Consider the following 23,657-nt stretch of genomic DNA (forward strand, 5'->3'; position numbering starts at 1 on the left):
TCATCAGGGGTGAAGCGGGATTTTATGACTGCGCAGCAGCGCCCCGATGAACGACCAGACATGGACGTCTGAGCTGGGGGAACTTCATCAGGGATGTGTTAACGCTGTACTCAATACAACCAACAATTCAAGAACCCAAATCCCAGATACAAAAAAACCGACTTGAAGTCGGCTTGTGTATCTCTTTGTGTAGACAACAAAGAGATGGTACCAGTGGGCGGACTCGAACCGCCACGCTTATTCAGCAACGGATTTTGAAAAGATCATGCATATAATTGTCATTTTAAAACAATGAGTTAAAATACTCATTAGGCACTTTGCAAATTCTTTGCAAATGCTACCTGTTAGGAAAATGATGACAACTCAACTGCAAAGACACAATATAGATCATACGCTTTATATTTTCATGCAAGATAATAGTCCATATTGGTACGCTAGATTCCAACTCTTTGGCAAGTGGTACTGCAAATCTACGAAAGAGAAAGCAGATAACAAAGACCAAGCTATTGCCAAAGCACATTACATCATGATTGAGAGCCGCATTAAGGCTGAGCAAGGTACTTTAACCAAAAGTAAGCGCTTTCGGGATGTCGCTGAAAAGGCTATATCTGATATGAAGAATGAGCTTGCACATGGAGGTGGTAAGGTCATTTATAAAGACTATATTAATGCACTAAACAAGTATCATATCCCCTACTTCGCCCGAACTTATATCACATCGATAGATCAGCAGAAACTTCGAGATTTTGATCTATGGCGTATCAAAGAAGCGGGACGTGTACTCGCTAAGTCTACAATCCTAAATCATAACGCAGCACTGCAAATGGTCTTTAAGCAAGCAATCGAAAATCAGTGGATACTTCCAATACAAGTACCGGTATTATCAAACAAAGGCACTCAAGGAACCAGACGGGCATCATTTACCCCTGAAGAATATGATCGCCTTTTAAATAAAAACGCCGCAATGATTAAGAACAGCAGAAAGCAAATAACTGCTGATATCAGGCAACTACTTTATTTCTATATGGAGTTTGCGATAAATACTGGATTGAGGCCAGGAACGGAGCTAGATAATTTGACTTGGGGAGATATTCAGGTCGAATCCCACGGCCACAAAAGCCGCTTCTTTATCACGGTAAGGAAAGGTAAAACTACGAAACATACTGGTACTCGCCAAGTCGTTTGTAAGCAAGCTATATTTGATGTTATCCAACTCATGACATTAATTCACAAGAGTAGAAAAGCATCTGACCTTATATTCCGCCTACCTAACGGCGAAACTACTAAAGAAATAGGCCCTGCATTCGCTAGACTCCTTAAAGAGTCAGAGTTGAAAGACTCTCCCGCTGGTACTCGCACTATGTATTCACTTAGGCATACATATATAACTTGGGAGTTGATAGCCCAAAGCGTCTCTATCGATGTACTTTCAAGACAATGCGGCACCAGCATTCAGATGATAGAACAACACTACAGCCACGTTGTTCCTAAGATGTATAGTAACCAATTATCAGGTGTTGATATGCCTGTTGAGATTAAAGAAATTAAAGATAGATTTGATGTGCCTGATGAAACAAAGGAGATTTTCGCAAGTAAAGCTAAAGAATGGGCTGCGAATTATCGGCAGAGAGGTTGTATTTAAAACTTATAACTACACAAAATTGTATACCGGAATTCAGATAATAAGTGCACCACTCATGGTTAACTGGGCATAGACAAACAACTGCCTTTTGGTGGTATTCTTAACTCGCTAAACAAGAGAGGTTATCGATGGACTTAACCTGGATCTGAAAAATCGCCAACCCTTCGTTGAACTCATCGTCTATTATGATAGTAAACTCAAACGATTCAAACGCTCACTGCAACACCTTTGGTTGCTATGTCACCTGACAGAGCGCATACAGCTGGCACTGGAATGTCTGACCGACGAGTTCATTTTCCATATCCGAAGACAAGAGGAAGCCGCCAATACATTTGCTCAGCAGGCAGTATTCCAGTCGTGGCAGTCAGTTGCGGAGAATGTCACCAAAGCCGCAGAGTTACTGCACCTGTTTGCGGATGAGAACATCGATAATGATCAGCCCTTTTCGGTAGTCAGACAACAGGTATTGAAGGTCATGAATGACAATTCGCCTAAACGTAATATCCCCATGTAAACTTGCACCCTGTCCTACTAAGATGGTAATTGTAGTAATTTATTGCGCGATAGTTATCACCTTAGAACTTAATTTCCCTTCGTACGGAAAGGACAGCTTACAAACTTAAGGTATCCTCGGCCGAACTTAGAACTACTTGACAGAGCGAACAGGATCGATCAGCTGGCCACGCGCCGATATTCACGATATTCCGGCTGCCACTGTGTCGCCTCAATACACATCTGTATTTCTTCTTCAGTACGCACAGGTGCAACTCCATCAGCAATCGCCGCCATAGCTACTCTTTTGGCAATTTCTACAGACAATAATTTAATCCCGCTCAATGGTGGCAATAATGCCCCTTCACCGTGAATGGCCAGTGGTGAAGCCTCTGCCAATGCCAGGCTTGACGCCATCAGCATGTTATTGGTCACCCGTCTGGCGTTACAACTTACCACTGCCAAACCGATGCCAGGGAAAATATAACTGTTATTGCACTGACTGACGGGCAATGTGCGACCATTAAGTTCAACATCAGCAAACGGGCTACCGCAAGCGACAATCGCCTCGCCGTTAGTCCAGGTATATATATCCTCTGGCGTAGATTCTGCACAACGCGACGGATTACTGAGCGGTAAAATCACCGGTTGCGCTGTATGCTGATGCATCGCCTTCACTACCTCTTCCGAGAACAAGCCCGCGCAGCCCGACACACCCAATAGAATTCCCGGTTTTACTGTGTTAATAACCTCGAGTAGCCCGGGCGCATAATCGCCTTCCCATCCGTCAAAGTTTGCTAAATCCTGTGCCACCGCGTGCTGAAAGTCCGGGAGATTCGTTGCCCGGGTAGTGATCAGGCCATCACGGTCAATCACATACACCTTGGCTCTCGCGGCTTCCTCTGACAGGCCTTCGGCCTGTATACTTCGCATCCACTGTGCGGCAATGCCACAACCTGCCGAGCCCCCACCCACAATAACTAACGGCTGGGTAGACGCTGCTACCGCTTTGGCTTTACAGGCTGCCAGCATGGTTGCCACTGCAACCGCGGCCGTTCCCTGAATATCATCATTAAAGCAGCAGTAGCTTTCACGGTAACGGCTTAGGATTGGCGTGGCATTGGTTTGAGCGAAATCCTCAAACTGAATTAATGCTTTAGGCCAGCGACGACGCACGGCCTGCATGAACTTGTCGACAAATACGTCATATTCAGCCTGGTTGATACGCGGGTGACGGCAGCCCATGTACATTGGATCTTCCAACAAAGCCGGATTATTGGTGCCGACATCCAGCATAATGGGTAGTGTATTGGCCGGACTGATACCGCCACACACGGTGTACAGCGACAACTTTCCAATCGGAATACCCATGCCCCCCACGCCCTGATCACCTAATCCAAGTATGCGCTCTCCGTCAGTCACTACGATGACCTTGATGTTACGCTTGGTGGCATTATGCAAAATGGTATCAATGCGATCCTGCAGGTGATGGGAGATAAACAGACCACGGGCACTGCGGTAAATATCAGAGAACTTTTCGCAGGCCTCACCCACCGTGGGCGTGTAGATTATTGGCATCATCTCTTCGATATGTTCATTGATTAAACGGAAAAACAAGGTTTCATTGGTATCTTGAATATCTCGCAGAAAAATGTGCTTGGCCATATCCGAGGTACAGGCCTGATATTGCATATACGCCCTCTCCCGCTGCTGATCAATGGTTTCGTAACGTGGCGGCAACAGACCTTCCAGATTAAAAGCGATTCGCTCCTGTTCGCTAAATGCACTACTTTTATTGAGTAGCGGCATGTCGAGCAGTTTGGGGCCAGCGTGATAAAGGTACAGAGGTTTATTTTGTTTCTGATTCATAATGATTATTAGCCGATGCCCGGCTTTTCACCAGGCATTGTAATGATTGTTGTTATTGGAAAAAACGGTGGACGTACTGACTTAGAACACCAGAGGCGCCAGCCATACCGAGATAGCAGTCACCAGTAATACACTGAGGATATTCAGCGCAAATCCCGCTCGTGCCATTTGCGCGATGCTGATATAGCCTGATGAAAACACTATGGCATTTGGCGGTGTGGCTACCGGCAGCATAAAGGCACAACTAGCCGCCAAAGTAACCGGCAGGATCAGCGTCATCGGCTCACCGCCCATTTCCAGCGCAATTACCGCCACAACCGGCAGAAAGGTGGCAGCAGTCGCCAGATTACTGGTTAGCTCAGTAAGGAATATCACTAGCGTAGTAGCTGCCAGCACCAGAAACAACATGCCGAATGCATCGATATTCACTAGGCCTTCACCCAGCCATTGCGCTAGACCGGTATTGGACACTGCTGCGGCCAAACTTAAACCACCACCGAAAAGGACCAGAATGCCCCAGGGAATTGCTTTCATATCATCCCAGGCGAGTAAAGCTCCTTCTTTACTGTCAGTACCTTTACCATTGGAAATAATGAACAGCAGCACTGCCGCAGTCATGGCAATTCCAGCATCAGACAGTCCGTCAAGCGACAGCCATTTGGCTAGCAATGGTCTAGTCATCCATGCGGCGGCAACCCCAAGAAAAAGTAAACCGACACGCCACTCTTCCTTGCGCACAGGACCTAACGCTTTACGTTGATCGGCCAATTGCATTTTCGCCGCCTCAGGCGTTGAGAAATCCACTGGGTAGATCCAGCGGGTCAGCGACAGCCATGCCACCGGCAGCAAGGTAACGCTTAAAGGAATGCCAATAAGCATCCATTTGGCAAAATCCAGTTGCACATTGTAGGTGTCGTTCATGAAGCCTACCAAAAAGGCATTTGGAGGTGTACCGACCAGCGTCGACATACCACCAATGGTGGCAGCATAGGCAATGCCTAACAACAATGAAAGCTGGAAATTTTTCCGTTGTGTAGGATTAAAGTGCGAGTGCTCACCTTCCATCGTAGACAGAATTGACAAGGCGACGGGCAGCAACATCATGGTGGTCGAGGTATTGGTCATCCACATACTCAGGATGGCACTCACAACCATAAATCCCAACACAATGGAGCGCGCCGAACTGCTGGCATAACTTAAAATAAAGTACGCAATGCGCTTGTGCAGATTGGCCTTCTGTAGCGCCAGCGCCAGCATAAAGCCGCCCAGAAATAGATAAATCGTCGGATTGGCGTACGGTGCAGACGCAGACTTGATATCCAGAATGCCCAACTGCGGAAACAGTACCAATGGCAACAAGGCGGTCACCGCTACATGTACCGCCTCAGTTGACCACCAGATAGCCATCCAGATCCCAACGGCTGCCGCTGACCATGCCACTGGGTTAAGTGACTCAGGGGCAGGCATCAACATCAGCAGCGAACAGGCCAGTGGCCCCAGAATGAGGCCTATTTTCTGATGTGTCGGGCGATGTATTACTTCGTTTCTGGGCGCGGATTGCGTGGAAATAGAATCACTCACTGTTTATTTCCCCTGTGACCATCAGCGAATTCAGGGAACAGATATTTGAAGGCAAATGGTACAATTTTGGTGCTGTTATGACCCACGCCACGCACTACTTCAATCTGCCATGCAGGCTTGATATCTTTATCTACCGCTACATTCATCGCTTTCGCATAGAACGCCAGACCACGGGCGAATACGTTACGTCCCTGCTTATTCGCTGCCGGGCTGTTACTGATTGTTTTCGTACGAGGCCCCATGTCCTGATCCGCCAGTATTATAGTCATTGGCTTTTGTAACCAGGTATCCACATCTCTGTCGCTGTACGGGCTGTTCTCCAGACCGAAAGGGTATGATTGCGAAGGATCAGGATAGGTAAAAAACGCCGCATTGGCCGAGACCGCATGGGACACCGGGGCGTGAGGTTTTGCCAGCATGAAGGTATGCACAAAACCACCACCGGCAGAATGACCGTAAAGGGCAAAGGTCTCCTGAGTGGAACCAAAACGGCTCACAAAGTCGTGAAACACCTTCTCTGGTACGTTATAGAACTGTACCGATTCCGGACGCGTTGCTCCCAGAGGCGTAGTAATTCCTCCTAAATTGTATTGATATTCGTCTTCACATACCTGAAGGCTGCAACCAATCGCCAATACAATAAACTGATTCTTCTGCGCCAGAGATAACCACTGGTCACGGTAGTCATCTGCATTTCTGCGGGCGCCAGGCACGACCAGCAAAATTTTTGTGTCTGCATCCGAGCCTTTTGGCACGATGTATTCCACATCAATTTTGCCACCCGCCCACTTGGTGAAGGTGTAGCTACCTACTGCGTTATCTTGCCACAGTGTGGAAGCAGCGCAGGCGGTTTGGGTGACTGCCAGCAAACAAAACCAAACGGCAAGGAAAATATTTTTTATCATAATAACCAACTTAATATATGGCGGCAGGGTGCCGCCGGGTTAGAAAAATCAGAAGCTTGCGCTTACATCCATATAGAAATAACGACCATAGTCTCGGTGCGCATCGTTAAAGAAACCGAAGCTCGCGGCTGCCAGTGGTGCGCGTTTGTCAGTCAAGTTTTTTACACCCAGACGGAACCGGGTATCCACTTCCTGGATCTGAGTTTTATAGTCAAACGTCGCATCAACGGTGGTCATTGCTGGAATCACAAAACGGGTGCCATCTTCCAGTGTCAGTTCACTTTGATAGAAACTGCCGATACGATAGCCCGACAGCGACGCACCGAACACATCACCACGCCACATTAATCGCAGACTGTGTTTCTCTTTCTGGTTACCGTTGCGACCAATCAGATCTGCAAATCCGGTAACGGGGAAGCTGGCAGGTAATACACCACTCTCGCTGGCAGCCACTAACTGCGTTGCCAAACCACCGGCTTCCTGCTCGAACTTATCGAGGAAGGAACCGTTATAGTCAATTTTAAAGCGACCATAATCAGTTTTGATGTTGTAGTAAATGCCCAAATCATGACCACTTACAGTACGCTTATCGAGATTGGCATACCGGTCATCAATGTAGTTGATTTGGCCTGCTGGGCAGATGCCTGCTGCGCTGTAGTATGCAGCTTCATCCGGGTCGATATCTCCCCGGTTGAGGCTGTTATTAAAGGTGGCGCTATCGCAGTTTTCAGTGCCCTGCTCAAGGCGGTACAACAAGTCCAGCAACGAGTGATTTTCTTCACCGAACAGACCAATGGTGTTTTTCTTCTCGATAGACCAATAATCTAGGGTGATAGCAAGGCCTTCCAGCGGCTCCACCACAATACCAATGGAGGTATTGTCAGATTCTTCGGGTTTCAGCTCCTGACTGCCCTGCGCGATACGCTGTAGTGAGTAGGAGCAATCCAGTGTATCCTGATCTGGGTCACCACCATTTACCGCCCCATACAAACACGCGTAATCGGTACGAGTTTGCGTACGGGCGACGATTTCCTCATTAATAGTTACTAGGTTCGGCGCGCGGAATGCCTGCGACCATGAACCACGTAGTAATACAGGTTTAATTGGGCGATAACCGAATGCAACTTTGCCTACAGTGGTGTCACCGACGTCAGAGAAATCTTCGTAACGAACTGCCACCTGCACATCGAGGTTTTCCAGTACCGGCACCTGTAGCTCCGCGAACGCCGAACTTACTGCACGATGACCTGAATTATCCGGCGTCGGGCTGGAATTCACCACGTCTGACACAAACGGATAGGTATCTCCATCTGCATCGGTAAACTGAATGGTACCATCAAGCCTCGGATCACGGTCGTCTTTGAACGACTCATGCCGATATTCCATGCCTGCTACAAAGCCAACGAAACCCGCAGGTAATTCATAAATGCCTGGGTTAGAAAACTTAATATCAAAGGTTTTCAGCTCTGATTCGCTCTTGCGGTATACGTCAATTAACGCACGTTCTATGTTTGAATTCACACCAGCAGAAAACGGGTTGTAAGCGGCAGCGCTCGTGTCGTTTAACGCTTCCTGCATCAGTGTATTGGATACACGGTTATGTGTTACGTCGTCCTTGGTGTCCTTTGACCACGAGACCGCCGTTTCCCAATCCCACTCTCCCCAGTATCCGCGCAGGCCTTGCAGAAGACGGAAGGTTTCGCCGCTATTCTCAACAATACGTGGATATTCGGCAAAGCGGTAGTTGTCGATGGTCAGTGCGGCGCCGTCACACGAAACCCCCGCCTCTACTGCGGCGTTATCCACGCGGTTAGGCGAGCCACACGGGCCAAAAGGGTTGTAGTAGTTGTCTGCCGCAACCACCAGTTTTGATGATGAAAATGACGCGGTAGGATGACGGCGTAAGTTGGTATTGGAGCGGTAGCCAAGAAACTCAGAGAACGCTTCCCACCCATTTTCAAAAGTATGGTTCAGGTTGATAAACAGATTGGTACGATCCAGCTTAGAAGTCAGGTCGCGATCCTGGTTCATGTTGAAGCGCACGGTACCCTGACCATCCGGCGCTGCACATAAGCCGTTGCCTAGATCCCAGGCACAGCGATCATCACCTGCCGGATAGGTTTCAAACTCACCGCTGTTATCCACTAATCCATCTGCACGTAATGGATTGCTTGACGTCACGCGGTCAACCATATCGAACTGGCCGTACAGTGAGTTAGCGCTGGTTGAGTCCCATTCTGAATGACCGTACCACGGCGAATCAGTGGGCAGGCGGTCGGTAAGGTCTGCGTTGGTCCAGCGAGGATCGTCCTGAGAATTGACCCGGTCACGCTGGTAATAATTAGCGATCACACCGATATTGGTTTTACCGCCGTTAAAGGTTTTGCCCCAGTGCATCGACAGTGTTTGGTCATCACGCGGCAAATGTTCATATTCCTGCCATTTAACGCGGATATCAAAACCTTGGAAATTGGTCGATGTCACTGTGTTCACTACCCCAGCCACAGCATCAGACCCGTAAATCGCTGATGCACCATCACGTAATACTTCTACACGTTTAGCACCGTAAACAGGAATAAGTTGGGAGTTCACTGAGTTAACCGGAACGAAGCTACCGCCTACTTCCTCAGTTTGGTACGACGCCGAATTCACCATACGACGACCGTTGATCAGCACTAGCGTGTTACCGGTGCCGATGTTGCGTAAGTTGAACGCCCCGACATCTCCTCGAGCAGCGTTGACGCCACCACTGATGTTGCCGGCTTCATTAAAAAAGTTCTGACCGTTTTCTGGGATCAGTTGCAGCAAGTCATCGCCGGAATCGATGCCCATTGTGGCTATATCTTCGGCGTCCAGTTGCGATACAGCTAACGCTTCACTGATTTCAGCGCCCTTAATCTGGGAACCAACAACAGAAATTTTCTCAATGTCAGAATCCTCTGTTGGCGTAGTTTGGGCTTGTGCGTAGGCTGTCAGAGATGATGCCACTGCCAGCATGCAAGCAGGCGCTACCAGGCTGCGCCGTGCGCGAATCACTTGGGTAATCTTATTAATCATTGTTTTACCTTACAGAGTGTTTAAATGTGTCCTCAGTCTAAAAGATGCACAATTGTTAAAAGATTAAAAATTCAGCAACAACTGTTACATCAATGCAACATAAAGCAAGGACCTTGCCACACCGACAGCTAAAATATAAAATCCATAATTTTCAGATGGTTAATGAGTTTTAGTAATAATGTGCATGTTACAAGTTTAGTAAAATCGGCGGGATGTCACTCGTGGAATACGAGGTGGTGGGTGGGAATCCACCCATTTTCTTGAATTGAGCTCAGGACAACTTGAAATCGGCTTTTACCAGCCCGTATTTGCGCATTTTGTCGTACAGGGTTTTGCGCGGTAGGCCGAGTTGCTGCTGCACATCGATAAGCCTGCCATCGTGTTCACGTAACGCCGCTTCCAGAACATCGCGTTCGTATTGCCCCACCTTCTCTGCCAGCGTCGTGGCATCGTCTATGTCGCCACCCGCAGGTTCATCGAACACCGTTTGCCCGCCCATTAACACGAAGCGCTCAGCTACATTGCGTAGCTCCCGAATATTGCCCGGCCAGTTATGTTGTTGCAGGCGCGCCAGTTGGTCATTGGTCAGCCGCGGTGCGTCGGTGTGAAAACGTGAACTGGCCAGCGCTGCGTAATGCTGGAACAATAGCGAGATATCCTCTCTCCGTTCACGCAGCGGCGGAATTTCAACGTTAATCACATTCAGGCGATAGAATAAATCCTCGCGAAATTCACCTTTTCCCACCAGTTCCAGCAAATCAATTTTGGCCGCGGCAATAACTCGGATATCCAAATCCACATGGCGATTGCTGCCAAGTGGCTCAATACGACGATCTTCCAACACACGCAGTAACTTGATTTGTAAAGCCATAGGCATACTTTCAATTTCATCAAGAAAAAACGTGCCGCCATTGGCATGTTCAATCTTACCTACTCGTTTCTTCTGCGCGCTGGTAAAAGCACCGGCTTCAAAGCCGAACAATTCACTTTCAATCATGGTTTCCGGAATGGCGCCGCAGTTAATTGCCACGAAATTTTCGTTCTTACGATGGCTGTTGTAATGCAAAAAGCGGGCGACCAAATCTTTTCCTGAGCCGGTTTCGCCTCGAATCAGCACATCAGCGGGAATATCTTTAATCTGCACGAGTAAGCGCCGCAGCACTTTTATTTTGTGAGTGTTCCCCAATAGACGAGGGCCCGCTCCGGTCTGCGCGTCCAGCTCATCTTTCAGTTCACGGTTCTCCAAGACTAATGCACGTTTTTCACCCGCGCGATTCAGCACATCCAGAATGTGTTCGTTGGAGAACGGCTTTTCAATGAAGTCGTAAGCGCCCAGGCGCATAGATTCAACGGCGGTGGAAATGTCACCGTGCCCCGTGAGCATTACCACCGAAAACTCGGAATCAACCTTGAGCACCTCACGGAGAAATTCCACCCCGTCGATACCCGGCATATTAATATCTGAAAGCACCACGCCAGGCCAATCGCGATCAAGCTTTTTCAACGCCTCGCGGGCATCACTGAATACTTCAGCCTCGTAACCTTCGATGGAAAGAAGTTGCTTTAGCGCCTTTAAAATTGCCGGTTCGTCGTCGATGATATAAATCGGAATACTCATACTTCTGGCTCTTGTTTAATCGGTAAAATTAAGGTGAACACGGCACCACCCTGAGGGTGATTTGTCGCCGCGATGGTACCACCGAAGGATGCCATAATACGCTTAGAGATCGTTAACCCCAGCCCTAATCCTTTACCTTTGGTGGTGTAAAACGGCTCAAAAACTTTCTGTAATTGTTCCTCGGAAAAGCCCTGCCCGCAATCTTTCACGGCAATCACAGCATTCGCTTTTTTGTCGGTAACGCTGATGTCGATGCGTGGCTGGCTGACCGCTTCCTGCGCCTGCAAAGCATTATTCAGCAGGTTCACCAACACCTGTTCGAGCGGTACGGCTTCCGCCAGCACCAGCAAAGTAGTGTCGTAAGGCTGAATGTGAACTTCCGCCGCCATTTTACTGATTTTCGTTTCCAGAATTGACAGGGATGCACTGAGTGTATCTGCCACCAGAACGGGGCCAATTTTACCCGCCGACTTCCTGGCAAACAGCTTGTACTGCGCCACCATGGTGGCCATTTTCCGGATCAGCGCGATAATTTCGTCGGTGGTTTCGCCAATACCTTCGGTTTTGCCCCGCGTAATCATCAGCTTTAGGGTTTCACTGTACGTCAGCATGGCGGTTAATGGCTGGTTTAGCTCGTGGTTGATGCTAGCCGACATTTCCCCCAGTAACGCCAGCTTGCCAGCCTGAATCAGCTCGTTCTGGGTTTCCTTCAGTCGTTGTTCAGTTTCTCGTTGAATGTCTATAGTGTCCATTAGCGTCGTATTAGTTTCCTGTAACTGCGCCGTACGCTGCTCAACCCGATGTTCCAACTGTTCATTCACAGCGGCCAACTGACGTTGAGCAATGTTGTTTCGCCGCCATATCATGCTAAGCAAAGCCACCAGAATGAATAACACCAGCGCGCCGAAAAGTATGCTGGTCACCAACACATACACTTTAATAATGGGGGTCAGAACAATCAGATGCCAGCCAACTTCCGGCAGGGTTTTCTCTGCAATCAAGTAAGTACGCAGCTTATTTTTATATTCCAGTGTAAGAGATTCAGCGATGAGCACATCTTGCAAGGCAGTTTTGTCGGTGAGTTTAAGCAATGAACCGGTACCATACTGTCGCTGATGGATAATTTCAGCTTTTACCGCGTTGGGCAAAGCGACCAATGACGTATAGTTCCATTCGGGGTGAGAGCTGTAGAACACGGCACCGTGGTCGTCGGTTACAATGAATGGTGCATTAGCTTCGGCGTTATATTCCTCAATCACCGACAGTGCCACCTTTACTACCAGTACACCAGTGATATCACTATCACGTCGTACGGGAAACGAAAAATAGTACCCCCGTTTGCGTGACACTGTTCCCAGCGCAAAGTAGCTACCCTCGTCACCATTCACCGCCTGCTGAAAATACGGTCTAAAACCATAGTTACTACCAACAAAACTGTCAGACTGTTGCCAGTTGCTCGCTGCCAACGTCACGCCTTCGCGCGACATCAGATACACCGCATCGCTAGAAAGTGATTGATTATAGGTAGAGAGCAAGCGGTTGACGCTGCGTACATTATCTTCCACCGGATTTGCCAGCAGTTCACTAATGGCCGGATGTAAAACCAACACTCGGGGCAAGGTACGGTATTTGTCCAACTGAATTTCTAATCGACTGGCCACATCCTGAATTTTTTGCTCGGCTTCCTGTTTTACGGCACGCACGACCTGAGTATAAGACACCCCGCCAACAACCAGCAAATACACAAAACACAACGCTAAAGTGACAGAACGGTACATAGTTTTCCCCAGATTTATTGAGGCATTTATATCCTGTTAACACACCGATTTCAAAGTAACATTAATAAAGCTCGCATTCCCAAAAGTAATACGCCGTAAAAAAGCCCCTTATCCAAACTGATTTTGCCAATTTTATCCTAATCGCCGCATTGGACGACATTTCACTCTTGAAATGACGTTAACCGTTGCTGAAGCCAAAGATTCTATTCCCACCCAGCTATACTTTAAAGTGATCACAAGGGCACCTATTCTCAGTTCTGCTATGGTAGGTGTTGTTTCGTAAATCGAATGAGCCTTCTTAGCTTTAAATGATCAGATCTCCCAATCTTACTTTGGGCGAACATCATAATGAACAAATCCAGGCGTAAAATCACTAATTGGTCACATTATTACAAAGCTTTAGTTGACCGAGGCTCGCTGACCTTCAGGATTGATGAATACGCTATCAAGTCTTGGCGTTGTACTGAACATCATGATCGCCGTGGTCGTGGTTTTATCTTTTCTGATGTAGCAATTGAAACGGCGCTGGTGGTTAAAGGCTTATTCAACTTGTCCTTATAAAATTCAGGAAATTGTTTTTGTTAATAACCATTAACAAAAGTTGGCTCTATTTTTTGGTTTACTGCCAGTTTTTAGCACTGAAATTGGCTAATTCAAACATATAGTTGCATGTTATTTTACTGACTAAAATGTGCCATTTGCAGCCGCTCAAGCTGGAAAGTTTGAATGGCTGTTGTGTACGTAAAACGGAAGTTGGTACTAGAAAAATTGACTGACGTCAATGAGCGATCAACGGACATTCAAACGATCTGGGTCGTCTGGCCACTATGTCCGAAGTAGCGGATGCATCTTTTCATTGTCTATTGTCAGCTGCGAGCGAATTGAGGGTCATCAATTTGTCATTTATGACGATCGGCTGTGTTACGAAAATAGACAAACGTAAAACTACAAGACTTGTTGATGTAAGTGTCACTCTTCAAGTAACTGCAATACCCCACATTCTTTAACTTTTCTATTATCGGTGCATGCCGAAGCCATCTCAGATAGTGTAAGTTTTAGCTCCTCAAGCTCTGCAATGCGATGAGTGACGTCAATCATATGTTGGTGGATCAAATTGTTCACACTAGAACAACTTTTATCGGGATTATTTTTTGTATCCAATAACTGCTTAATTTCAATTATAGTCAATCCTAAGGAACGGCACTGTTTAATGAATTGCAATGTCCTTAACGATGAGGCGTCGTAAATTCTGTAGTTGCCGTCACTGCGATTGCAAGCTTCCAACAAATCCTGTTTTTCATAAAAGCGGATCGTCTGGATAGTACACCCACTCTTTTTTGATAGTTCACCTATTTTCATAAACATGCCTTTGTGCTGTTGACTCTATACTTGGTATAGACTTTACACTGTGGCTACGGTATTTGGAATAAGAGTTAAACAATGAGTGGTTGCGGTTGCGAAGTAGAAATCAAGAATTCGTCACAAAAGCGCATTTTGTATTGGCTCCTAGGCATCAATGCGACGATGTTTCTTATTGAGATAACTATAGGTATTTTGGCTGATTCCACCGCTTTGATAGCAGACTCGCTGGACATGCTGGCAGATGCAATTGTGTACGGCATAGGTATTTATGCTGTGGGTCAATCTATACTTTACAAAGCCAAAGCTGCGCAAATCAGTGGTTACTTTCAGCTGTTGCTGGGCGTGATCATTCTCATTGATATTACCAGAAGATTATTCTTGGGCAGTGAGCCTATCTCATCATTAATGATAGGAATGGGGTTCATTGCACTCATTGCAAACGTCGCTTGCTTGGTGATTATTCGTAATCATAAAAACGACGAAGTACATATGCGAGCCAGCTGGATTTTTTCAGCTAACGATGTCATTGCCAACATGGGTGTCATCATCGCCGGTGTTCTAGTGGTATGGCTTGATAGCAGAGTACCGGATCTGGTTATCGGCTGTATAGTGTCAATAGTCGTGCTGCGCGGAGCGTGGATGATCCTGAAAGACGCCGAGCAGGAAGTACTTAATAAGGAAGTACAGAAAGGTAAAGTGGGTGATTCACTATGACATACAATAAAGCCGTTAAGCCGCATATCGATTCCAAATTGACAGATTACTCAGATGCAATGTCTAACAATAATGAGAGGCAGGCATTTGCAGCGCTGGAGGATGCGCATGTAATTGGTCAGCACTCTACTTATTTTCATTGTTTAATCCATTATAAAATGCTGCGACATGGTCTTCTAAACAAAGATTGGAGAGCCGTTTTGGGACAATTAATAAGAATAATTGGTGCTGCAACTAAAACCGTTATCGGCCTTGTACCCAAAGGGAACACAGGTGGCACTAATATCAGTCCATTCAAACGACTACCGGTAAGTGTTGAAAATCAAGCGATATTGGACAAAATCAATCATGCATAATCATAACCACAGTCACAGTGATAACAGCGCTTCAAAACGCATTGGCTGGGCATTTTTCTTGAATGTCGTATTCACTATCATTGAATTTATAGGCGGATGGCTGACAAACAGCACGGCCATAATGGCTGACGCAGTACATGATTTGGGCGATAGTTTATCTATTGGCACTGCATGGGGATTGAACAAGCTAAGCGATAAAGACGCGAATACCACATTTTCATATGGTTATAAACGATTCTCGCTGTTAGGCGCTTTGATCAACGGAGTTGTTTTAACTATAGGCTCAATATGGATTTTATTCGAGGCCATACCTAGGCTTTCAGCACCTGAAATGCCACAAGTGGAAGGTATGCTATTGCTTTCGATATTTGGTATCGCGGTAAATGGTTTTGCCGCGTATAAACTTAGCGAAGGGAACTCCTTAAACGAGCGTATCTTAAACTGGCACTTACTTGAAGATGTATTGGGTTGGGTGGCAGTGCTGATCGTATCGATTGTGCTGATGTTCAAGCCATGGGCAATTTTGGATCCCATTTTATCTATTGGCTTTACATTATTCATTTTATTCAATGTCGTCAGAAATCTAAAAGAAACCTTATTGTTATTCTTGCAAGGCACGCCAGATACGACGCAGATGGTGAAAGTGCGTAAAGTGCTCATGTCAAACGCTGATGTGGCGGATATACATCATTTTCATATCTGGTCTTTGGACGGTGAACATAGCGTCATGACGGCACATGTGGTGTTGAAACAAGATGTTTCGATTTCTCAATTGAGAACACTCAAAGACGAATTTCGTCACGACCTTGGTGAGTTTGACTTTGTACACACTACCATTGAAATTGAATTTGCCAATGAAGATTGCCGTGATAAGTAATGTAATGGTTGAAATACTTTGTTTTGGTTGGTCGATTGGTCTTAGTTCGATAAGCTGTTAACATAGATATGATGAGAGAAGATAGATATGTTTAGTGTAAGGGTGGCGAGTTACCTGTTGATTTCGCTGATTTTGTTTCAGTCGTTTTCGGCTGTCGCCAATTCCTTGGATTTTCATTCTATCGACTCGCAACATCTAAGCGAAATACACGAACATCAGGCGGGAGATAACACTGTTTCTGCGAAAACGCTTGTTCAACAGCAATCTAACGAACAATCCAATGCTGATAAAATCACCGTAGATATTTCTCATAATCCCGCTGATTGCCACCACTGTGGTCATTGTCACGGAACCCATGCTCACTGGCTTGGAAACAGCAATGGCATCGAACTCGATTCTGTTACCACCCATCACGGTTTCTATTACTTAACGAAAGTAATAGAAGGACCCGTCACACAATTGTTACGCCCACCTAAAGCATAACCCTGAACTAATCAAACACCGTTCGCCAACAACTTGGCGATATATATTTTTGATAATTTAGGAATAAAACAATGATGAAATTTTCATTGAGTAGTCCTGTGCGTGTGCACGCTTGGGTGGTTTCCATGATGATTGTCCTTTTGACAACACACACCGTGGTAGTAGCACAAACAAACAGTACCACCAATCGAGAAATGACGTTGCAAAGCGCCATACAGCGTACATTAACTAATTCGCCAGAATTGCATGAGTTCACATATAGGCAACAAGCAGTTGAGGGGGAAATTAAAACGGCGTCTCTCAAACCTGAGGTTACAGCCGGTATTGAACTAGAAAACTTCTTAGGTACAGGAGATGTCTCAGGAACTAAGGACACCGAGATGACTCTCACATTGTCGTCGGTCATTGAATTGGGCAATAAACTCAACTCACGTAAGGAGTTTACTAAGGCGCAATCCACCTTAGTCGAAGCACAAAAACAAGTGCAAACCTTGGATGTTTTAGCTGAAGTGACACGTCGCTACATCGATGTCTTAGCGCAACAAGCGCTAATTGACGCGCAACAAGAGACAGAAACTCTTGCCCGATATACCTACCAAGCGGTCACAAAGCGTGTGGATGCGGGAGCATCTCCAGTATTTGAACAGCAACGTGCTGAAGCTGCACTGGCAAGAGCTAGACTGGATGTGGTGACGGCACAGCAGACTAAGCAAGCTATGATAAAAAGTCTGGCTATTATGTGGGGGGAAAAAAATCCTACTTTTACTGGTGTTGAGGGTGACTTATTTACACTGCAATCATCTCCTTCATTAACCTCGCTTTTCAACACACTATTGGACAGTCCCAATCTTGAGGTCTATACGAAAGAATCGAGATTGCAGGCATCTCAAGTCCGCCTTACTCAAGCAGCTAATCAATCAGATTTAAGCTGGACAGCAGGAATAAGACGTATTAATGGGATTGATGATACCGCTTTCGTAGCAGGTGTCAGCATGCCGTTGTTTGCGGGAAATCGAAATATTGGTGAGTATGAAAAACAACGGGCTGTTCAAGGGCAATTGGAACAACAAAAACAGTCTGCAACCCAAAACCTTTACCATCAACTAAATATGGCGCTAGTAGCGAGAAATAATGCGCTGCTCAATGTACAGACACTACAAGACTCGATTATCCCGCCGTTAGTTCAAGCGCTGGAATTGGTAGAACAAGCCTATATCAATGGGCGTTTTAGTTATTTTGAGTGGGTCAGTACCCGTCAAGAACTACTTAATGCCAAGCAAGCCTTAATTCAGTCTGCCAAACAAGCACATCAGCGGGGGGCGGATATTGAAGCTCTCACAGGTCAGCCGCTTTTTAATGCACACCGAACTTCTATTTCGAGCGAAATTAAATGAATATTAAAACAGTAATCAAGAAACATAATACCCCGTTAATTTTCATAGCCTGCTGTATATTTGCAGTGCTTGCTAGTAGTCCAATATACGCTTCTGAAAGCGAACATAGGGATGAAGATACCCGCAACGCTGAATTTGTGCATATATCTGACAATATGGCGCAAAAAATGGGTGTGGTGACACAAAAAGTGAGTGCAGGACAACTCAATATAACCACTACCGTTTACGGAAATGTGGTGACCGACCCGGCTTCTTTAAGTCATGTCCGCGCCCGGTTCGACGGTATGGTGACTAAGGTCAACGCAAATCTGGGTTACAAAGTCAAAAAAGGCGAGACACTGGCAGTCGTCGAATCCAATGAGAGCTTGAAAAGTTACCCTGTTACCGCACCGTTTTCAGGCATCGTGATAGCAAGACATGCAAATGAAGGAGAATTGTCTAATGGACAAGTGCTATTTTCAATCGCCAACTACGAGGATGTGTGGGCACAGCTTAAAGTCTTCCCTCAACAGCTATCAGATATTGCAGAGCAGCATCCCGTTCAGCTTAGTTTGTCAGAGGCAAAGTTAAACACAACTATTCAGCATATTTTACCATCACCCGATGAAAAGCCTTACGTCTTGGCTTACGCAAAAATTACCAACACGTCAGGTCGGTGGCCTGTTGGTGCAGCTATCAAAGGTCTGGTCGTTACAAATACTTTAGATGTGGCCATGATGTTACCCAAAGCTGCTATTCAAGAATTTGAAGGGGCTTCAGTGGTGTTTGTCAAAAAAGGGGAGGAATATCATCCTGTGCCCGTGGAACTTGGTCAACAAGACAATACTAATATCGAAGTGCTGTTAGGACTAAGTATTGAAGATGAGATTGTCAGCCAGAACAGTTATTTAATTAAAGCTGATTTAGAGAAGTCGGAGGCCGGTCATGAGCATTAATCACACCATGCCATCTGTTTGGGTTGTCGTCTTTGATTTTGGGAGGCGAACTCATGATTGAATCCATATTGCGGTTATCCATAAAGCGACGTGGTTTGATGTTGATGTTGATATTCTTAGTGTTTGGCATGGGAGTATTAAGCTATCAAAAGTTGCCTATTGATGCCGTACCCGACATCACTAACGTTCAAGTACAAATCAACACGCAGGCGTCAGGGTATTCTCCATTAGAAACCGAGCAACGGATCACCTTTGTGGTTGAAACTGCGCTAGCCGGATTGCCAGGCTTGTCTTACACCCGCTCGCTTTCACGCTACGGACTATCTCAAGTTACAGCCGTTTTTGATGAAGGTACAGATCTGTATTTTGCACGTAACCTCATCAATGCTCGACTTGGAGCGATTAAAAGTCAGCTGCCTCAAGGTTTAGAGCCAGAAATGGGTCCTATCGCTACGGGATTGGGCGAAATCTATATGTATACCTTACGAGCTGATCAAAGTGCCGTGCAAAAAAATGGTGAGCCATATGACGCAATGGCTCTTAGGGAAATTCATGATTGGATTGTTAAGCCCCAGCTTGCACTTGTGAAAGGGATCACAGAAGTAAACGCCATTGGTGGTTACGTAAAGCAATATCATGTGAATCCTGAACCACTCAAAATGTTGAATTTCGACGTCAGTTTAAGTGATATCCAGCGTGCACTAGAGCGCAATAATGCGAATCAAGGTGCTGGATTTGTTGAACGAAATGGACAACAAATATTAGTACGCTCGCAAGGTCAGCTTCAGACGCTAAGTGATATCGAAAATGTTGTGATCAAGCGTATCGATACTATCCCCATTGCGGTAAAGGATATTGGTACTGTGGCTATTGGCAAAGAGCTGAGAACAGGCGCTGCAACACAGGAAGGTGAAGAGACCGTTTTAGGTACCGCAATGATGCTAGTCGGCGAAAACTCACGTGCTGTTGCCCAATCCGTTGCGCTAAAGGTGAAGGAAATTCAATCGAGCTTACCCGACGGAATTCTGATTGAATCAGTCTATGACCGCACCCAACTAGTAGATAAAGCGATCAAAACTGTTCAAAAGAACTTAGTCGAAGGCGCTCTATTAGTCATCGTTATTTTGTTCATATTATTGGGCAATATTCGTGCGGCATTTATCACAGCGGCAGTTATTCCGCTAGCGATGTTGGCGACCATCACAGGGATGGTTAATACCGGTGTGTCTGCCAATCTGATGAGCCTTGGTGCATTGGATTTTGGATTAATTGTCGATGGTGCGGTGATCATCGTAGAGAACTGTATCAGGCGGTTATCCGAATCTCAGAAGCGCACAAGTGGAGTCTTGCCACTAAAAGAGCGGCTAGAACTGGTTTTTCAAGCGACCAACGAAGTCATTCGTCCTAGCTTGTTCGGTGTATTGATTATTACTGTGGTGTATATCCCCCTGTTCTCATTGACAGGCGTTGAGGGCAAGATGTTTCAGCCAATGGCGGCAACGGTCATTATGGCGCTGATAGCAGCGATGCTGTTCTCCATTACCATTGTACCAGCGGCAGTCGCGATGTTCATGGGCGGAAAAGTCAGTGAAAAAGAAAGCTTCATTATTGTTGCAGCCAAATCCGCCTATCGCCCCATCATTCATATTGCACTGAAATTGCGCTGGATAGTGCTTGTCGGCTCAGTCGTGCTAGTAGTAGGCAGCTTATGGCTGGCAACGCGACTAGGCTCTGAGTTTGTTCCCCAGCTTGACGAAGGTGACATTGCGCTGCACGCCATGCGTATTCCTGGCACTGGTATAGAACAAGCCGTCGCCATGCAAAAGACGCTTGAATCTACCTTGATGGAATATGAACAAGTGTTGACCGTATTTGCTAAAACCGGCACTGCGGAAGTTGCTACGGATGCAATGCCTCCCAATGTGACCGATACTTTTGTGATGCTTAAGCCACGTGCGCAGTGGCCAGATCCAACACTGTCAAAAGCGGATTTTGTTGAAACCCTTGAGCAAGATCTGCAAGCGGTAACTGGCAACAACTATGAGTTCACTCAACCGATCCAAATGCGTTTTAACGAATTGATCAGTGGGGTAAGAGCTGATCTTGGCATTAAAGTCTTTGGAGATGATTTAACCGCTTTGGTCGCCTCTGCCAACGAAATTCTATCAGTATTGCAATCAATCGATGGCGTCGCGGATGCAAGGCTTGAACAAGTTGATGATATCCCTATCTTTACCATAAATCCGAAACCTGTTGAATTGGCACGTTATGGATTGGATGTGGCTGATTTGCAGGAGTGGCTTGCGTCAGTCATCGGTGGAAACACGGCAGGGTTAATTTTTGAGGGAGATAGACGATTCGAGTTGCTTGTGCGATTTGATGAAGGTATTCGCACCAATTTAGATACCATTGGCAGCACTCCTATTATTACATCCGATGGGGAATTTGTACCGTTATCAGAAGTCGCTACGCTGGGTTACTCGTCTATTCCCAATCAAATCAGTCGAGAAAACGGTAAGCGCAGAGTCGTGGTTACCGCCAATGTCAGAGAACGCGACTTAGGGAGTTTTGTTGACGAAGCAAAAATCAAAATAACCGAACAGGTTGCACTGCCCGCAGGTTACTGGCTGGATTATGGCGGCACGTTTGAGCAGCTTGAAAGTGCCAGTCAGCGACTGTCTATCGTGGTGCCTGCCACGCTTTTTCTAATACTTGTGTTACTAGTGGTGGTGTTTGGCTCATTTCGTGATGCCTTGATCATCTTCACTGGCGTGCCTTTAGCCTTAACGGGAGGTGTCTTCGCGCTCTGGATGCGTGACATGCCACTGTCTATATCTGCCGGAGTCGGGTTTATTGCGCTCTCTGGTATTGCGGTACTAAACGGCTTAGTGATGTTGTCATTTATTAAACAGCGAGTACTAGAAACAGGTGACTTAATTAACTCAATCGTTGACGGAGCTATCACAAGATTGCGTCCGGTTTTGATGACTGCATTGGTAGCAAGTTTAGGTTTTATTCCCATGGCACTCAATGTCGGGACGGGCGCTGAAGTGCAACGTCCGCTGGCGACGGTTGTGATTGGTGGGATCATCTCATCGACCATTCTAACATTGGTCGTTTTGCCTATTTTGTATCGGGTAATGCATTCGAAATCAACCAAAGTGTGATTGTTAAGCACCGTATTTAAGAAGATACGGTGCTCTTCGTCAGGAAATTCAAAATAACTGAAAATGATTACTGGATAGTGTATTCACCATTAAGGAACTGATTGTTCGGGCTGCTACAATTGCCACTAATTCAATCAAGGTCGAATAAAGATCAGCGAATGACAAAACATCTTCCGCAGGTTTAACGCTCGCCTGTCCGCTTAGGTTCACATCTGCCTTCCAGAGAACTTCTTCTCAACGGCTGCAATTGGCACATGGAAAAAATCCATTGCCACAAGCCTGACCGTCTCCTGCTTGTCTTTTTCGGCCCCTTCAACAAGAAAGTGTTATCAGCGTAACCGCTCAACAATAACTATGCTGCAAGGAGACAAAGTACATGACGCATAGTGAAGTCCTTTTATTCAGAAAAGATGCTCAAGAGTGTCTAGGACATATCAAACCTCGCCATTTAGTCTGGTTAGATTGTGCGAACGTGTTACTTGAATACGCAAAATTAGCTAATAACACTAATATCTGAGCAAACAAACTACGCTCAGAATAAGCCTAAGTTGTAATCCATTGATTTTACTTGCTTTTCATCTGTGATACGGCGGTTGCAAGATACACGCATATTGTGATCGATCTAGGGTAAAATGAAATGGAAGAGAAGCAATTCAATAAAATAAGAAATGGCCTGTTACTGGCAGTAATACTTTTTGAAGTGTGTCACTTAACATGGGAATACTGTAACGGCGGAGTAATTACCCATCACCTTTTCATGCGTGCTGATCTTCCCGGATTGTCTAATTGGTGGGGACTGCTGATTTTGCCACTTCTGGTGTGGCTATCCGCTGCAGTAATCCGAAAAAGAATATCAACTAAGTCAGATGCAAAAACACTTTCTCCGTCAATATTACTGGGTTTCTTTGGCATGCTGCTGGTAAGCACAGTTCAATCAATTGTCTTTGTAAATGGCTTTCCAAGCGTAACAATGTATTTGGCTCTGGGCGTTTTAGTTTCAGCTTTATTTGTACCGCTTTACAGAATGGAATGCATTCTTGGGCATGTTATCGGCTCAACCTTTGTGTTTGGTCCTGCTATCCCATTTGTCGGTGTATTGATGTTCGCCCCAATCTCGTTGTTGTCACACAAGTGCATTAAACCTCTATTTCTGCGCTTCAAGAACGGTAGAACGGCTGTGAGTTAAAATGTTCTGAGAGTGAATGATGGTTTAGTGTTGATGGATAGAAACCCTCGCGTTTAGAAAATATAATAAAACCTAAGTCAAATAAAATACCTTTGAACTTCCGGTTTTTGTCTGATGGAGTCATTGAAGCTTAAGGGCTGAAAAGTGCCATTTTCGGACATTGCTTTCTAGCTTGCTAAGGACGACTAACGCCCGTTGCGGACACTCGGTCTTGACTTAATTACCCTGTCAATTTAGACAT

General features: G+C 46.0%; 16 protein-coding genes and 2 pseudogenes. 11 read left to right on the forward strand and 7 right to left on the reverse strand.

Annotated features, from left to right (window positions below; all coding sequences use genetic code 11):
* The first annotated feature begins 355 nt into the window (after window positions 1–355).
* Window positions 356–1,642 carry a tyrosine-type recombinase/integrase gene (locus AC0L6N_RS15990; protein WP_473475923.1) on the forward strand — a complete coding sequence of 429 codons (1,287 nt, stop codon included), beginning with the start codon at window positions 356–358 and terminating at the stop codon, window positions 1,640–1,642.
* 121 nt (window positions 1,643–1,763) lie between these two features.
* A pseudogene (locus AC0L6N_RS15995) lies at window positions 1,764–2,126 on the forward strand (Tn3 family transposase); the annotation flags it as partial.
* Between the two features lie 188 nt (window positions 2,127–2,314).
* On the opposite strand, the gene AC0L6N_RS16000 reads toward AC0L6N_RS15995, so the two are convergent.
* The 6 genes from AC0L6N_RS16000 to AC0L6N_RS16025 form a co-directional block, all read right to left on the reverse strand.
* Window positions 2,315–4,003: an NAD-dependent malic enzyme gene (locus AC0L6N_RS16000; protein ID WP_473475926.1), complete on the reverse strand. Its 1,689-nt coding sequence runs from the start codon at window positions 4,001–4,003 to the stop codon at window positions 2,315–2,317.
* An 81-nt stretch (window positions 4,004–4,084) separates the two neighbouring features.
* Complete coding sequence (locus tag AC0L6N_RS16005) at window positions 4,085–5,539, reverse strand: SLC13 family permease (protein WP_473481357.1); 1,455 nt, start codon at window positions 5,537–5,539, stop codon at window positions 4,085–4,087.
* Window positions 5,540–5,580: 41 nt separating this feature from the next.
* Entirely contained in the window at window positions 5,581–6,489 is a 909-nt protein-coding gene (locus tag AC0L6N_RS16010; protein WP_008301765.1) for a hypothetical protein, read from the reverse strand.
* A gap of 48 nt (window positions 6,490–6,537) precedes the next feature.
* Window positions 6,538–9,546, reverse strand: a complete 3,009-nt coding sequence (locus AC0L6N_RS16015; protein ID WP_473475928.1) for a TonB-dependent receptor domain-containing protein — start codon at window positions 9,544–9,546, stop codon at window positions 6,538–6,540.
* 271 nt (window positions 9,547–9,817) lie between these two features.
* Window positions 9,818–11,164, reverse strand: coding sequence for a sigma-54-dependent transcriptional regulator (locus AC0L6N_RS16020; protein WP_473475930.1), 1,347 nt, complete (start codon window positions 11,162–11,164; stop codon window positions 9,818–9,820).
* Window positions 11,161–12,942 carry a sensor histidine kinase gene (locus AC0L6N_RS16025; RefSeq protein ID WP_473475931.1) on the reverse strand — a complete coding sequence of 594 codons (1,782 nt, stop codon included), beginning with the start codon at window positions 12,940–12,942 and terminating at the stop codon, window positions 11,161–11,163. Before AC0L6N_RS16025 ends, AC0L6N_RS16020 begins: the two co-directional genes overlap by 4 nt.
* Before the next feature lie 348 nt (window positions 12,943–13,290).
* Here AC0L6N_RS16025 and AC0L6N_RS16030 point away from each other — a divergent pair.
* Window positions 13,291–13,500, forward strand: a pseudogene (locus AC0L6N_RS16030) (transposase); the annotation flags it as partial.
* 411 nt (window positions 13,501–13,911) lie between these two features.
* Here the strand turns inward: AC0L6N_RS16030 and AC0L6N_RS16035 are convergent.
* Entirely contained in the window at window positions 13,912–14,301 is a 390-nt protein-coding gene (locus tag AC0L6N_RS16035; RefSeq protein WP_011574834.1) for a Cd(II)/Pb(II)-responsive transcriptional regulator, read from the reverse strand.
* An 81-nt stretch (window positions 14,302–14,382) separates the two neighbouring features.
* Between AC0L6N_RS16035 and AC0L6N_RS16040 the strand changes: the two genes are divergently transcribed.
* The 8 genes from AC0L6N_RS16040 to AC0L6N_RS16075 all read left to right on the forward strand — a co-directional run bounded on the left by AC0L6N_RS16040 (window position 14,383) and on the right by AC0L6N_RS16075 (window position 23,416).
* The gene (locus AC0L6N_RS16040) at window positions 14,383–15,018 is read left to right on the forward strand and encodes a cation efflux transmembrane domain-containing protein (RefSeq protein WP_473475935.1); all 636 of its coding nucleotides are present in this window, start codon (window positions 14,383–14,385) and stop codon (window positions 15,016–15,018) included.
* Window positions 15,015–15,374, forward strand: a complete 360-nt coding sequence (locus AC0L6N_RS16045) for a DUF3703 domain-containing protein (protein WP_160178864.1) — start codon at window positions 15,015–15,017, stop codon at window positions 15,372–15,374. Before AC0L6N_RS16040 ends, AC0L6N_RS16045 begins: the two co-directional genes overlap by 4 nt.
* A complete protein-coding gene (locus AC0L6N_RS16050) occupies window positions 15,367–16,251 on the forward strand; it encodes a cation diffusion facilitator family transporter (protein WP_160178863.1) in 885 nt (294 codons plus the stop codon). Before AC0L6N_RS16045 ends, AC0L6N_RS16050 begins: the two co-directional genes overlap by 8 nt.
* An 87-nt stretch (window positions 16,252–16,338) precedes the next feature.
* Complete coding sequence (locus AC0L6N_RS16055; protein WP_083879594.1) at window positions 16,339–16,734, forward strand: hypothetical protein; 396 nt, start codon at window positions 16,339–16,341, stop codon at window positions 16,732–16,734.
* Window positions 16,735–16,859: 125 nt separating this feature from the next.
* Entirely contained in the window at window positions 16,860–18,128 is a 1,269-nt protein-coding gene (locus tag AC0L6N_RS16060) for a TolC family protein (RefSeq protein ID WP_473481359.1), read from the forward strand.
* On the forward strand, window positions 18,125–19,063 hold the full coding sequence (locus tag AC0L6N_RS16065; RefSeq protein ID WP_160178861.1) for an efflux RND transporter periplasmic adaptor subunit: 939 nt from the start codon (window positions 18,125–18,127) through the stop codon (window positions 19,061–19,063). Before AC0L6N_RS16060 ends, AC0L6N_RS16065 begins: the two co-directional genes overlap by 4 nt.
* Window positions 19,064–19,116: 53 nt before the next feature.
* On the forward strand, window positions 19,117–22,230 hold the full coding sequence (locus tag AC0L6N_RS16070; protein ID WP_473475938.1) for an efflux RND transporter permease subunit: 3,114 nt from the start codon (window positions 19,117–19,119) through the stop codon (window positions 22,228–22,230).
* Between the two features lie 637 nt (window positions 22,231–22,867).
* The gene (locus tag AC0L6N_RS16075; protein WP_473475940.1) at window positions 22,868–23,416 is read left to right on the forward strand and encodes a hypothetical protein; all 549 of its coding nucleotides are present in this window, start codon (window positions 22,868–22,870) and stop codon (window positions 23,414–23,416) included.
* Window positions 23,417–23,657 lie beyond the last annotated feature (241 nt).

This window comes from Paraglaciecola sp. G1-13 (assembly GCF_055809255.1).